We start from the raw sequence: 13,497 nt of genomic DNA on the forward strand, positions 1-13,497 counted from the left end.
GGCGCACAGACTCATGAGCGAAAAAAGTACCGTTTACAATCCTAAAGAGATTGAAGAGAGTTACTACAAAATTTGGGAAGACAGAGGCTATTTTGAGATTGATGGCAATAAAGCCATTCAAGAAAGTGGTAAAAACTTCTGTATCATGATGCCCCCTCCAAACGTCACAGGAAGCCTGCATATCGGGCACGCCCTCACCTTTACCCTTCAAGATATTATCACCCGTTTTAAACGTATGGATGGGTTTAAAACCCTTTGGCAACCTGGAACCGATCATGCGGGGATTGCGACACAAAATGTGGTTGAAAAGCAACTCTTAGCTGGGGGGATTACAAAAGAAGAGCTAGGTCGTGAGAAGTTCTTAGAAAAAGTCTGGGAATGGAAAGCATACAGTGGCGGACAAATCGTGCATCAAATGCGAAAACTTGGTGTAAGTCCAGCATGGAGTAGAGAGCGCTTTACAATGGATGATGGGCTTAAAAACTCGGTTAAAAAAGCCTTTGTCAAATACTACAATGAAGGCTTAATCGTTCGTGGTAACTACATGGTCAATTGGTGTACCCATGATGGTGCGCTCAGTGACATCGAAGTGGAATTTGAAGCCAACAAAGGCAAACTCTACCATCTCAAATATTTCCTAAAAGACTCCAAAGAGTTTTTAGTCGTCGCCACCACACGCCCCGAGACCTACTTTGGTGACACGGCTGTTATGGTGCACCCTGAAGATGAGCGTTATAAACACCTTTTGGGCAAAAAAGTCGTTCTGCCACTCATTGATCGTGAGATTGAGATTATTGCCGATGAGCATGTTGATATGAGCTTTGGAACAGGCTGTGTTAAAGTGACCCCAGCGCACGACATCAACGACTACGAGGTGGGCAAACGCCACAATTTAGAATTTATCACTATTTTTGACCCAAGCGGTATCTTGAATGAGCAGTGTGGCGAATTTCAAGGTCGTGAGCGCCTTGAAGTAAGAAATGACGTTGTTTCAAAACTAGAATCGCTTGGTTTTATCGATAAAATTGAAGATTATGAAAATCAAGTAGGACACTGCTACCGTTGTAAAAATGTGGTTGAACCTTACATCTCTAAACAGTGGTTTGTTAAAAAAGAGATCGCTGAGGGCGCTATTGCTAAAGTCAATGAACACTTAGCAGAGTTTTACCCAAGCCACTGGCTCAATTCATACAATGCATGGATGAAAGAGCTTCGTGATTGGTGTATTTCACGCCAACTTTGGTGGGGACATCAAATTCCTGTATTTTATTGCGATGCGTGTGGACATGAGTGGGCGAGTGAAGCGGAGAGTGAGCATGAATGCCCTACATGTAAAGCTTCCAGCATCCATCAAGACCCCGATGTTCTGGACACATGGTTTAGCTCAGGTCTGTGGCCTTTTTCAACGCTGGGTTGGGAAAATGGCGATGCTTACAAAGGTGAAAAATGGAATGAGAGTGACTTAAAAGAGTTCTATCCAAACACCCTCCTCATCACTGGTTTTGACATTCTCTTCTTCTGGGTTGCACGTATGATGTTCTCAGGTGAATACACCCTAGGACAGCTTCCATTTAAAGACATTTACCTCCATGCTCTGGTTAAAGATGAACACGGTCAAAAGATGAGTAAAAGTAAAGGCAATGTTATCGATCCACTCGATACCATCAGCGAATACAGTGCCGATACCTTACGCTTTACCCTTGCTATCTTAGCGGTTCAAGGTCGTGACATTAAGCTTAGCGGCGAAAAACTGGAGCAAATCCGTAATTTTACCAATAAACTCTACAACGCTTCACGCTTCTTGTTGATGAATGCAAATTCGTTTGAAGACCTTGACAACATCGAAATCAAAACAGCTCTGGGTGCGTACATGAAAAGCCGTTTGGCAGTAGCACAAGAAGAGGTACGTGGACACTTTAGCGATTACCGTTTTAACGATGCAGCAACCACACTTTACCGCTTCTTATGGGGTGAGTTTTGCGACTGGGGTATTGAGCTTAGTAAGGCCGATAAACCTGCGATTTTAGAGTTAGGATCTATCTTCAAAGAGGCAATGAAACTCTTGCATCCCTTTATGCCCTTTATCTCAGAGTTTTTATATCAAGAGCTTTCAGATACTACACTAGAAGCAGCAGAGTCTATTATGGTCAAACGCTATCCACACGATTTAAAACGTGACGAGGCTATTGAGCAAACCTTTGAATTGGTCATTGAAGCCATTGTGGGTATTCGTCGTGCCAAAGCTAACATTGATCTTGGTAACAAAAAAATTGAACACGCTTACATTAAAGTGGCAGATGCTTCAACGCTTAAAGATGGTATGAAATACATTTGTTTATTAGCAAAAGTTGAAAATATCGACTTAACAGAGGTGAAAATTGCAAATGCTGCCAGTGATGTCGGTGACAATGTTGAGGTATTTATTCCCCTAAGCGGTGTGGATTTAAGCCCCATTATTGAGCGCTTGAATCATCAAAAAATAAAACTAGAAAAAGAGATCCAAAAACTAAGCGGTATGCTCTCAAACGAGCGTTTTGTTGCCAATGCACCCAAAGAGGTCATTGCTGAAAATCAAAAAGGTCTGGATGATGCCAGAGCTAAAATGGAAAAAATTGAGAGTGAGTTAAACTCATTGAGTCTTTAACGCTTTGATTTAAAAACAAAAGTAACCCTAAAAACAAAGGAGAAGAAATGCGTTTTATTGTAACACTGGTGATGGCATTGCTTAGTTTTAGTACATTTGCACATGCCCAAACCAATGAGAAAGTTTACACTCTAAGCCTTGCAACCACATGGGCTGAACAAGTTCCATTTTTAGGAACAGCACCTGCTACACTAGCTCACATGGTTGAGACAATGTCCAATGGACGCTTAAAAATAAAAATTGACTCCCCCAATAAACACAAATCCCCTTTTGGAGTGATGGATATGGCAAAAGCAGGTCAATACGACTTAGCTTATACCGCTTCATACTACTACAAAGGTAAAGATTATAAGCTTGTGTTTTTTACAACCGTTCCTTTTGGTATGCTCAGTTCTGAGCAATACGCTTGGTATAACTACGGTGGTGGTAAAGAGTTGGCGGCTAAAGTTTACGGCGAACACGGTTTGATTTCTTACCCTATGGGAACAACGGGGATGCAAATGGGTGGTTGGTTTAAAAAAGAGATTAAATCTTTAGAAGACCTCAAAGGCTTAAAATTCCGTATCCCTGGACAAGGTGGCGAAGTGATGGCGAAACTGGGTGTTAATGCGATGAGTACACCTCCAGGTGAGCTTTACACAGCACTAGAGCGCAACACGATTGATGCGGTTGAGTGGATTTCTCCTGTGTTTGACTTTGCGATGGGCTTTCATAAGCTAGCCAATTACTACTACACAGGTTGGCAAGAGCCTGCAAGCGAAATTCAACTCCTTGCTAACAAAAAGAAAATTGATGCACTCCCTGCTGATTTAAGAGCGATTTTAGAAACAGCAATTAAAGCCGTAGGCGCTCAGTTGATAGAACAATCAACCCATGCCAATGCTGAAGCATGGGCAAACATTGCCAAAGATTACCCTAATGTTAAAGTACAACAATTCCCATCCGATGTTATGGCAGCTTTGAAAAAAGCAGCTATCGAAATTGAAGACGAACAAGCAGCAAAAGATCCTGTCTTTAAAGAGATTTTGGACTCTCAGCGTGCGTACTTGGCAAAAGTTCGTCCATGGACACTCATGGGTGAATACGGTTACCTGAAACAACTCGAAAAATAATATTACCCGTGTTAGAGGACTATCCTCTAACACATTTTGTGCTAGGAGTGCTGGTTTTCCCAGCTGAGATAAGAGAGATGACTCTTAAATCCTTGACCTGATCTGGATAATGCCAGCGTAGGAAAGCTTCTTCTTTTTCTATTCTTCCATTTATCCTTCACATTTACATGTAAAAAGGAAAATGATGCGATTCATACTATGTATCTTATGCTTATCTGCAAGCGTTGTTTTTGCTGAGTCAAAAATCTATACCCTTACTCTCGCCTCTTCTTGGGGTGAACAGATTCCTATTTTAGGAAGCGCTCCTTATAAAGTAGCCAAACTTGCTGAGGAGATGTCGCAAGGACGCTTAATCATCAAAGTTGATTTACCCCAAAAGCACAAAGCCCCCTTAGGCATTATGGATATGGTCAAAGAAGGGCTTTACGATATAGGCTACACAACGCCTGTGTATTACAAGGGCAAAGACTATAAGTTGGTCTTTTTTATGACCGTCCCTTTTGGTATGACCACCACAGAACAGTACGCTTGGTATTATTACGGTGGGGGCAAAACACTCAGCGAAAAAGTCTATGCACCCCATGGTCTTATCTCTTACCCAGGAGGAAGTGTGGGTATATCGATGGGCGGTTGGTTTAAAAAAGAGATTGTATCCTTAGAGGATTTAAAAGGTTTAAAAATTCGCATTTCAGGACAAGGTGGCGATGTGATGGCTCGCCTTGGTGTCAATGCCCTTAGCACCTCTCCAGGAGAGCTTTATATGGCAATGGAGACAGGTCTTTTGGACGCTGTTGAGTGGATAAGTCCTGCGTTTGATATGGCGATGGGCTTTCACAAAGTTGCACCTTATTACTACACAGGTTGGAGTAAGCCTAGCGGTGAAGGGCAATACCTTGTCAATCAAAAAAAGTTTCATACCTTGCCTCAGGATCTAAAGCGCATCTTAGAGAGTGCCATCAAAATCACCGCACGAGAGCTTCTTGATGAGTCTAATGATGCCAACGCAAAAACATGGGCAAAGATGCAACACGAGTACCCACACATCAAAATCAACCATTTTCCAAAAGAAGTTATGAACGCACTCAAAAAAGCAGCACACGAGGTCGAGGAAGAACAAGCCAACAAAGATGCACTTTACAAAGAGATTTTAGAATCCCAACGCTCTTATATCGCTAAGATTCGCCCTTGGAGTATGATGGGTGAAGTGGATTATTTGAGCGAAATAGCCAAATAGAATCCTTACATGTAAGGATTCTACGCTTTAGGGCGAAAGGGTTTGATGACCTCTTCATGACACGTTAAATACGCTCCGCCAATGAGGTCAATACAATAAGGCACGGCGGGGAAAACAGCGTCCAAGCACTCACGAATGGATTTGGGTTTTCCAGGCAAATTGATGATAAGGCTTTTACCTCTAATGCCCGCTACTTGGCGTGAAAGAATTGCCGTTGGAACATACTTTAGGCTTACTTGACGCATGAGTTCACCAAAGCCAGGCATCATCTTCTCACACACCGCTTCTGTGGCTTCGGGAGTAACATCACGAAGAGCCGGACCTGTGCCACCTGTGGTGACAATTAAAGAGCACTCTTGAACATCTGCCATATCTTTGAGCGCTTCTTCAATAAGACTCTGCTCATCAGGAATCACCTCATACACACGTTCCCACTCACAACTTAAATATTCACCTAAAACGTCCATAATCGCTTTTCCAGAAAGGTCTTCATACACACCTGCACTCGCACGATCTGAAACGGTTAAAATACCTATTTTTGCTTTCATCCAAACGCTCCTATTTTTTTAAACGCACTCTTACACTCGCCTCATGCGCACCCAGTCCTTCAGTATGTGCCAAAAGCGCACACGCTTCACCGATTTCATCCAGTCCTTGTTTGCTCATGCTGATGATGGAAGAACGTTTTAAAAAGTTTTCAACACCCAAAGGTGAGTAAAACTTCGCTGTTCCTCCCGTTGGAAGCGTATGATTGGGCCCTGCGATGTAATCACCGATGGGCTCAGGCGTGTAAGCCCCCATAAAAATAGCCCCTGCATGGCGAATACGAGGCAGTAAATCAAACGGGTGCGATGTCACCACTTCTAAGTGCTCAGGTGCGATTTGGTTCATCAAATCCACCGCTTCGTCCATGCTAGACGTCACAATAATCGCCCCACGCTCTTTAATCGAAACCTCGGCAATCGCTTTACGCTCTAATGTTTCAAGCCACGCATACACCTCGTCACGTGTTTTTTCGGCGATTTCCAAAGAAGGTGTGATAAGAATAGAACTTGCCATTTCATCGTGTTCGGCTTGAGAGAGCAAATCAATCGCCAAATGGTGAGGGTTCGCACTCGCATCTGCTAGCACACCAATCTCACTAGGCCCTGCTATCATGTCGATGTTCACTTCACCAAAAACGAGTTTCTTAGCCGTCGCAACAAAAATATTGCCAGGACCTGTGATGACATCCACTTTAGGAATGCTCCCAGTGCCATACGCCATCGCTGCAATAGCACTCGCACCGCCTACCTTATACGCCTTTTGGATGCCACACAAGTGCATCGCAGCCAGTAGCAAAGGATTAAGCTCATTATGAGGGGCTGGAGTACAAACGACAATCTCTTTCACACCTGCCACAATAGCGGGAATGGCATTCATCAAAAGTGAGCTTGGGTACGCCGCTTTGCCACCAGGAATGTAAAGCCCAGCTCTGTCCACGGGGGTGACTTTTTGCCCCAAAACCGTGCCATTGTCTTCAAAATCAAGCCATGATTTTGGCATGAGTTTTTCATGGTAAGCATAAATGCGTTTATACGCAAGTTCCAGTGCTTCTCTTAGTTTTGCATCAAGCGCATCGTAGGCTTTTTTCATAGCATCCGTGGAGACTTCTAGTGAAGCGTCATTTTCAACATGCCATTTATCAAATTTTTCAATATGGCGTTTTAAAGCCTCATTACCTTCTATTTTAATCTCCGCAATAATACCACTCACGATTTTAGAGACATTGTCCATATCCATATGCCCTCGACGTAAAAGTTCATCAAATTGGGCTTTAAAATTTTCTTCATTTGTTTTTAAAAGTAGCATAATTTCTCCTTTATAAGGTCTTCATTATAGTTTTTTTTCGCTTATAGCGTTCTTCCATCGAGATATTACCCAAAAGACCGCCTTGGTGGAGGTAAATGGGGTCTCCTTGAAGTGTGGGTAAATGCTCTAAAAAAACACTCCATCCCACGGGGTCATAGACCAAATCAAACTCCACACCCATTTCTGTCTTTAATTTTTCCCATAATACATACAATTCTATGTATAATTTTCCATAATGGTACTTCTTGGAACCTTCCAAAATTCTAGGATAACAACGCAAAGAAGGCTCAACCATTTCCCACTGCTGTTGTAAATAAGCACTATTGCCAACGGTGTTACATGTAAAGATGGGAAAAGGCAAATGCTTTTGCAAAAAAAGTGCGGTGGTTCCAGTACCCGAGGGTAAAAAAAGGTAAGGCTCTTTGAGTCCTGCTTGATAGACATCGGCTTTGAGTTCCTCGGCTAAGCGTTGCATACCTTCTTCCGCCTCTCTTTGCCGTCCCCCTTCACTTACATGTAAACTGTGCTCATCGAGATATTCAAGCACGGTATCTTCACGAGCATGTGACTCAATCACCCTCATACCATTCTCCAAAGCCGCTTGATAGTTGCCTATGGGATTCTCTTTTAAAAACGAAGGGATATGGTCGCACACATAGAAAAATTCCCAATTTTTGAGACGAGCTAAAACGGAGAGCGAATACATAGCATTGGATTGGTTGGAGCCTGAGCTTACAATGCGTTTAATATGAGGGAAATCATGCGTTAAAAAATAGTGAAACTTTCGTGCTTTATTGCCTGAAAAATCAGGATGCAAAAGGTCATCACGTTTGAGGTAGAAGGTACGGTTATGAAAAAAGTGTGATTCAAAAATGGAAGGAGAAAACATGTTTACATGTAACGTAAAGAAAGCCTCAAACGAGGCTTTCAAAAAGATTAGTTACGATTCATACAATTAAGGTCTTCAAAGGCTTGAAGCAAGCGATTTTTCACTGCTTCTTCACCAGGACGAAGCCATTTGCGTGGGTCATAGTATTTTTTATTAGGCTTATCTTCACCCTCTGGGTTACCAATTTGTCCTTGAAGGTATGCAGCATATTTTTCAATATACCCCTTTGTTCCTTCCCAAAATGCCCACTGTGTATCGGTGTCAATGTTCATTTTAATGACACCATAACCCACCGCTTCACGAATATCAGCGAGTTCACTGCCACTTCCACCATGAAAAACAAAATTGACAGGTTTTGCTTCTGTTTTAAATTTTTCCTCAATGTATTTTTGAGAATTATCTAAAATTTTTGGTGTTAAATGCACGTTCCCTGGTTTATAAACCCCATGCACATTGCCAAAAGAAGCAGCAATGGTAAAATTTGGACTCACTTTCATGAGCTCTTCATACGCATACGCAACATCTTGAGGTTGCGTGTACAAAGCAGAATTATCCATGTGTGAATTGTCCACACCGTCTTCTTCGCCGCCTGTGCATCCAAGTTCTATCTCTAAGGTCATTCCCATTTTACTCATTCTCTTAAGGTAGGCAACACACGTTTGAACATTCTCCACCAAAGGCTCTTCCGAGAGATCAAGCATATGTGAACTAAAAAGAGGTTTGCCTGTTTTTGCAAAATGCGCTTCACTGGCATCTAAGAGACCATCAATCCATGGTAGGAGTTTACGTGCGGCGTGGTCTGTATGCAAAATGACAGCCACTCCATAAGCCTCTGCTACAGTATGGACATGCAATGCCCCACTGATAGCGCCCAAAATACCTGCTTGAAGCCCACCAACCCCTTTACCTGCGTAAAACTCAGCGCCTCCATTGGAAAACTGAACAATCACAGGAGAGTTAGCCACTTTTGCTGCTTCTAACACCGCATTGATGGAGTTCGTGCCCACAACATTCACCGCAGGAAGTGCGTAATGATTTGCTTTAGCAATAGCAAATAGTTTTGCTACATCATCCCCTGTCACAACACCTGCTTGGATACAATCAAAAATTTTTGCATTTACCATAAAAAAACGCCCTTTACTTTGGTCTTAAATTACTTAAGTGTTACTTTCGCACCTTGACGTAGTTTTTGAGCTTTATCAGCAACTTCAACACGGAATTTTTCCATTTTTAAACCATTTTCAATTTGAGGTTTCACCATCTCAAACGACGCTTTTTCAGCTGCTTTGGTATCTTCAACTAAAATAACATGGTAGCCAAATTGAGTTTGAACAGGTGTTGTTGTGTACTCACCTTTTTTAAGTGCAAACGCTGCATCTGCAAAAGGTTTTACCATTTGATTAGCAGCAAACCAACCTAAATCACCACCACCTTGACCGCTAGGTCCTGTTGATTTTGTGGTTGCTAATTCAACAAATTTGTCATTGAGTTTTTGACCACTTAAACCACTAAGCTCTTTAATTGCAGCTTTGGCTTCTTCTTCGCTTTTCACTAAAATATGACGTGCTTTAACCGTTGCTGGTTGCATAAATTTATCCGCATTTTTGTCATAATAATCTTTCACTTCTTTGGCATCTACTTTAACATTGTTATAGATTTTTTTCATCCAAAGTTCTAAAGAAAGATCCTCTTTAATACGCTTAAGCGCATCGGTATACTCTTTATCTTTTTCAACGCCGCTTTTGAGGGCTTCTTTGGTTAAAAGTTTGCGCTCAACTGCTTGTTCAACAATCTTTTGTTTTGCATCAGAGGGAAGTTCTTCAAACTTTGCACCTTGCATTGCTCTCATAAGCACAGCAATATCTTGATCGGTTACATCTTCACCATTAACAGTTGCGTAAACTGCTGCATTTAAACTCATTCCAAGTACCGCAGATGCAATACCACTTAAAATAACTTTTTTCACTCAAATCCTTTGTTGAAATAATTTTTGAATTGTATCTAAAAGGATTATCGGTATAATTTTTTCTAAACGAAGCAAAGGTAAAAATGAAAAAGGCAAGCAAAGCAGAAATCAAAGCTATTAAAGCACTCTTTTTAGAGCATTATCCCAAAGCAGTGACAGAACTTAACTATAAAAATTTATACGAATTACTCGTCTGTGTCATGCTCTCAGCGCAATGTACCGATAAACGTGTTAACCTCATCACCCCTGCTCTTTTTGAGCGCTACCCCAATGCTCATGCGCTAGCCAATGCCAATCTTGATGAGATTAAATCGTTTATCAATTCTTGTTCTTTTTTTAACAATAAAGCGCTCAATCTTCTCAAAATGGCACAAAAGGTCGTCGAACACTATGAGGGTGAAATCCCTTTGGATGAGGAAAAATTAATGGGACTTGCTGGTGTTGGGCAAAAAACAGCCCATGTGGTCATGATAGAATACACCAATGCCAATCTTATGGCGGTTGATACGCATGTTTTTCGTGTGGCACATCGCCTAGGACTGAGTAGTGCAAAAACTGCCATTAAAACAGAAGAAGATTTGACCAAACTTTTCAAAGATGACTTAGCCACGCTTCATCAAGCGATGGTGCTTTTTGGCAGATACACCTGCAAAGCCATCCATCCCTTATGTGAAAATTGTTTTTTACAAGCTTATTGTAAAACGACCCAAAGCTTTAAAGTTTAATTACCCCGTTACCGTATCGATCCATTTGATAGAACATCCTTGTGAGGGGTGTTGGATTTTAGGCGCTTCTTGTTTACTAAATAAAAGCGTTATCGCTTCTCGTAACTCTTCTTCTTTAACGCTACGCTCATCTCTCCAATTATCATCCAATCTGCCATGATAATAGAGTTTTTCTTCAGCATCAAATAAAAACAAATCAGGCGTACACACTGCACCTAAACTTTTAGAAACGGTTTGTGCTTCATCAATTAAATAAGGATATTCGATACCTAGCTTTTCAATTTTATCCAACATATGCGCAGGAGAATCTTCAGGATAATTGGGATGAATATTGGGATTAATTGCAACAGTAGTAATGTCTAATTTTTTCGCAAATTCAGCCACAGCATTTAAGCGCTTCCAAATCGCATTAGCATACGGACAATGGTTACACATAATCGCAATTAAAAAACCGCCTTTACCATAAAGTTCTCTACTGGAATAACGCTTTCTTGTAGGATCTTCTAATTCAAAATGCTCTAATGTTTTACCCAAAGGTAATGAAAGAGAATGTATTAACGCCATAATTTATTCCTTCAATGTATTAATCAACGCTTCAACCACCTGTGCAGTCTGGTAAACCGACGCTATGTCACACTCTTCTCTTAGCGAATGAGGGTAACGAATAGTAGGACCTATAGAAACCGCTTCAATCTTTTTTTTCTGATGGGCAATAAGCTCCCCACACTCCAATCCTGCATGAATCGCTTTAAAAGGCGCATAAGGATAAAAATCTTTCATGCTTTCTTGAACTTTTTTAGCAAACAGACTAACCTCAGGCTTCCAAGCGCCATGCCATCCCTCTTGAGCTACTTCAAATCCTAAAGCATGAAAAAATGCTTGAGTTTCGTTGGCAAGTATAGCCAAATTTTCATCATCCATGGCACGCAAAGCACAATCCAAACGCAGGGTATTTCTCTCTTGAGAAAGTACTCCTAAATTGATACTGATAGAGGGAATATCAAGCGCTCTATCCCACTCTCGAACACCCTGTGCAAACGCACCCAATGTTTTTATAATGCATGTAGATTGTTCTATATACGTTGTGTACGTGTGCTTTTCTACGCTCTTTACATGTAAGCGTGAATCCTTTACATGTAAAGGAGTTTTTGTTGCCACAATTGCCCATGCACTCTTTGCAATGGCATTGCGCCTCTGTCCACCCTCTAGTGCAATCAGATACAAATCTTCATGCGCTAAAAGCTCATAGCCTAATGCTTTAATGGCTGAGGGTATTTTTTTATCAATATCCACGCCCGAATGTCCACCCATAAAATCAAATGCAGAAATTTCATAGATTAAATGCTCTTTTTCAAGGGGTGAAAAATTTAGTTTCATAGAAGCGATGACATCCACACCTCCTGCACACCCAATGTAAATTTCTCCCGCTTCTTCGGCATCAAGATTAAGCAAATACGCAGCTTTTAAAGGCATGGTAAACTGCATGGCTCCAATAAGCCCTACCTCTTCATCTGCCGTAAACAAACATTCTAAATTATCATGATGTTGCATTGCCCAAAACATGATTGCCATGCCCATGCCATTATCTGCACCCAGTGTTGAGTTTTTAGCTTTTAAAAGTCCGTGTTCCTCAACAATTTCAATACGTTCAACCTCGCCGATACAGACCATATCATAATGAGATTGTAAGCAAATATGGGGCACTCCTTTTTGACACAAAACATTTCCAACTTCATCTTCTTGCACTTCAAATCCACACGTTAATGCAAATGCCTCAATGTACTCCCTCATTTGCGTAGTATGAAAACTACACCGAGGAATTGCCGTAATAGCTCTAAAATGCTCTAAAATCTGCTCCATAACAACCCTTGAAAATTTAATCATTGAAATGCTATTATAGCTACCATGAAAACAATATTAATCCTTTTAACTGCCCTTCTCTTACAAGGTTGCCTCTATTTTAACGACCGAGGTGTATCGCATCGTTATTACAACGGATGTAAAGAATACTACGATAGCATGGGCATCTATCATAAAGAGTGTGATGAAAATCTTCTTGAATACAAAACGGTCACCGATGGCGTCAAAAAAGGGGTCAATAAGAGTGTTGAAACCAGTAAAAGCCTTTTTGAGTAGCCTGTAAATGCCTTTAAACACCCTTCGACAAGAACGCTTAAACTGGCTTCAATGGAAAGATATTGCACCGATGCGTGAGGCGCTGCAAACACTGCCTTCCCCAAAAAATATCACCATAACGCTTGAAAATTGTATCAGTATTCATTCTTTACATGTAAACGAATGGGAAAGAGAGATAATTCATAACTGTGCCTTAGCGCTTCGTCCGTGGAGGAAAGGTCCTTTTGAGCTCTTTGGCACCTTTATTGACACAGAGTGGCAGAGTTTCATCAAATACAACCTCTTAGAACCGTATTTTAATTTGGAAGGAAAAGTGGTTGGCGATATTGGCTGTAATAATGGCTATTATCTTTTTCGTATGCTGAAACAAAACCCTAAAAAGCTTGTAGGATTTGATCCTTCTGCTTTGTATAAAACTCAGTTTGATTTTATCAACCATTTGATTCAAAGCGATATTGTCTATGAAATGTTAGGGGTGGAGCACTTACCTCTGTATGAACATAAGTTTGATACCCTCTTTTGCTTAGGTGTGCTCTATCATCGAAGTGACCCTATTGCAACCCTAAAAGCACTCTATCAAGGGCTCAATCCTGAAGGAGAGCTTATCTTAGATACCTTTATGATTGATGGCGATACCCCCGTGGCACTGTGCCCATCAAAAACCTACTCTAAAATTCCTAATGTTTACTTTGTACCAACCATTCCAGCCCTTATCAATTGGCTAGAACGTGCAAAATTTAGAGAGATAGAAGTTTTAGAAATCAAAAAAACCGATGCGAATGAACAACGAAAAACAGAGTGGATTTATGGGGAGAGTTTAGAAAACTTTTTAGATGCCTCCAACCCAGAACTCACCATAGAGGGGTTTCCTGCCCCTAAACGCGTTTACATTAAAGCAAAACGATAAAAGAGACGATTTGCGAGCAAACAGAATAAACCC

General features: G+C 41.2%; 13 protein-coding genes and 1 riboswitch. Of the genes, 6 read left to right on the forward strand and 7 right to left on the reverse strand.

Annotation, left to right across the window (positions count from 1 at the left end; translation table 11 throughout):
- Positions 1-13: 13 nt before the first annotated feature.
- From SULBA_RS06910 to SULBA_RS06920, 3 genes are all read left to right on the forward strand, one after another.
- Positions 14-2,644, forward strand: coding sequence for a valine--tRNA ligase (locus tag SULBA_RS06910; RefSeq protein WP_014769562.1), 2,631 nt, complete (start codon positions 14-16; stop codon positions 2,642-2,644).
- 47 nt (positions 2,645-2,691) lie between these two features.
- Positions 2,692-3,756 (forward strand): TRAP transporter substrate-binding protein, encoded by a 1,065-nt coding sequence (locus tag SULBA_RS06915; RefSeq protein ID WP_014769563.1) that lies wholly within the window; start codon positions 2,692-2,694, stop codon positions 3,754-3,756.
- A gap of 33 nt (positions 3,757-3,789) precedes the next feature.
- Positions 3,790-3,897, forward strand: a riboswitch (TPP riboswitch).
- Positions 3,898-3,940: 43 nt separating this feature from the next.
- Complete coding sequence (locus tag SULBA_RS06920; RefSeq protein WP_014769564.1) at positions 3,941-4,990, forward strand: TRAP transporter substrate-binding protein; 1,050 nt, start codon at positions 3,941-3,943, stop codon at positions 4,988-4,990.
- Between the two features lie 20 nt (positions 4,991-5,010).
- On the opposite strand, the gene mog is transcribed toward SULBA_RS06920, so the two are convergent.
- Genes mog through SULBA_RS06945 form a run of 5 tightly spaced genes read right to left on the reverse strand, consistent with a single transcriptional unit; the run spans position 5,011 to position 9,696 of the window.
- Positions 5,011-5,538 carry a molybdopterin adenylyltransferase gene (gene mog, locus SULBA_RS06925; RefSeq protein ID WP_014769565.1) on the reverse strand — a complete coding sequence of 176 codons (528 nt, stop codon included), beginning with the start codon at positions 5,536-5,538 and terminating at the stop codon, positions 5,011-5,013.
- Between the two features lie 10 nt (positions 5,539-5,548).
- Positions 5,549-6,841, reverse strand: a complete 1,293-nt coding sequence (gene hisD, locus SULBA_RS06930) for a histidinol dehydrogenase (RefSeq protein ID WP_014769566.1) — start codon at positions 6,839-6,841, stop codon at positions 5,549-5,551.
- A 10-nt stretch (positions 6,842-6,851) separates the two neighbouring features.
- Positions 6,852-7,772 carry a 1-aminocyclopropane-1-carboxylate deaminase/D-cysteine desulfhydrase gene (locus tag SULBA_RS06935; protein WP_342503273.1) on the reverse strand — a complete coding sequence of 307 codons (921 nt, stop codon included), beginning with the start codon at positions 7,770-7,772 and terminating at the stop codon, positions 6,852-6,854.
- A 5-nt stretch (positions 7,773-7,777) separates the two neighbouring features.
- Positions 7,778-8,854 carry a class II fructose-bisphosphate aldolase gene (gene fbaA / locus SULBA_RS06940; protein ID WP_014769568.1) on the reverse strand — a complete coding sequence of 359 codons (1,077 nt, stop codon included), beginning with the start codon at positions 8,852-8,854 and terminating at the stop codon, positions 7,778-7,780.
- A 29-nt stretch (positions 8,855-8,883) separates the two neighbouring features.
- A complete protein-coding gene (locus SULBA_RS06945; protein ID WP_014769569.1) occupies positions 8,884-9,696 on the reverse strand; it encodes a peptidylprolyl isomerase in 813 nt (270 codons plus the stop codon).
- 83 nt (positions 9,697-9,779) lie between these two features.
- On the opposite strand from SULBA_RS06945, the gene nth reads away from it, so the two are divergent.
- Positions 9,780-10,421 carry an endonuclease III gene (gene nth / locus SULBA_RS06950; RefSeq protein ID WP_014769570.1) on the forward strand — a complete coding sequence of 214 codons (642 nt, stop codon included), beginning with the start codon at positions 9,780-9,782 and terminating at the stop codon, positions 10,419-10,421.
- Here nth and SULBA_RS06955 read toward each other — a convergent pair whose 3' ends face one another.
- A complete protein-coding gene (locus tag SULBA_RS06955; RefSeq protein WP_014769571.1) occupies positions 10,422-10,985 on the reverse strand; it encodes a thioredoxin family protein in 564 nt (187 codons plus the stop codon).
- Positions 10,986-10,988: 3 nt separating this feature from the next.
- Complete coding sequence (locus tag SULBA_RS06960; RefSeq protein ID WP_014769572.1) at positions 10,989-12,281, reverse strand: M20/M25/M40 family metallo-hydrolase; 1,293 nt, start codon at positions 12,279-12,281, stop codon at positions 10,989-10,991.
- A gap of 45 nt (positions 12,282-12,326) precedes the next feature.
- On the opposite strand from SULBA_RS06960, the gene SULBA_RS06965 reads away from it, so the two are divergent.
- Positions 12,327-12,557 (forward strand): hypothetical protein, encoded by a 231-nt coding sequence (locus tag SULBA_RS06965; RefSeq protein WP_014769573.1) that lies wholly within the window; start codon positions 12,327-12,329, stop codon positions 12,555-12,557.
- A gap of 7 nt (positions 12,558-12,564) precedes the next feature.
- On the forward strand, positions 12,565-13,464 hold the full coding sequence (cmoB, locus tag SULBA_RS06970) for a tRNA 5-methoxyuridine(34)/uridine 5-oxyacetic acid(34) synthase CmoB (protein ID WP_014769574.1): 900 nt from the start codon (positions 12,565-12,567) through the stop codon (positions 13,462-13,464).
- The last annotated feature ends 33 nt before the right edge of the window (positions 13,465-13,497 follow it).

The organism is Sulfurospirillum barnesii SES-3 (assembly GCF_000265295.1).
Lineage (GTDB): Bacteria > Campylobacterota > Campylobacteria > Campylobacterales > Sulfurospirillaceae > Sulfurospirillum > Sulfurospirillum barnesii.

Coding starts and splice junctions, on each gene's coding strand:
- nth (WP_014769570.1), top strand. CDS start 9,780: ATGAAAAAGGCAAGCAAAGCAGAAATCAAAGCTATTAAAGCACTCTTT.
- SULBA_RS06960 (WP_014769572.1), bottom strand. CDS start 12,281: ATGGAGCAGATTTTAGAGCATTTTAGAGCTATTACGGCAATTCCTCGG.
- hisD (WP_014769566.1), bottom strand. CDS start 6,841: ATGCTACTTTTAAAAACAAATGAAGAAAATTTTAAAGCCCAATTTGAT.
- SULBA_RS06910 (WP_014769562.1), top strand. CDS start 14: ATGAGCGAAAAAAGTACCGTTTACAATCCTAAAGAGATTGAAGAGAGT.
- SULBA_RS06965 (WP_014769573.1), top strand. CDS start 12,327: ATGAAAACAATATTAATCCTTTTAACTGCCCTTCTCTTACAAGGTTGC.
- fbaA (WP_014769568.1), bottom strand. CDS start 8,854: ATGGTAAATGCAAAAATTTTTGATTGTATCCAAGCAGGTGTTGTGACA.
- cmoB (WP_014769574.1), top strand. CDS start 12,565: ATGCCTTTAAACACCCTTCGACAAGAACGCTTAAACTGGCTTCAATGG.
- mog (WP_014769565.1), bottom strand. CDS start 5,538: ATGAAAGCAAAAATAGGTATTTTAACCGTTTCAGATCGTGCGAGTGCA.
- SULBA_RS06920 (WP_014769564.1), top strand. CDS start 3,941: ATGCGATTCATACTATGTATCTTATGCTTATCTGCAAGCGTTGTTTTT.
- SULBA_RS06955 (WP_014769571.1), bottom strand. CDS start 10,985: ATGGCGTTAATACATTCTCTTTCATTACCTTTGGGTAAAACATTAGAG.
- SULBA_RS06915 (WP_014769563.1), top strand. CDS start 2,692: ATGCGTTTTATTGTAACACTGGTGATGGCATTGCTTAGTTTTAGTACA.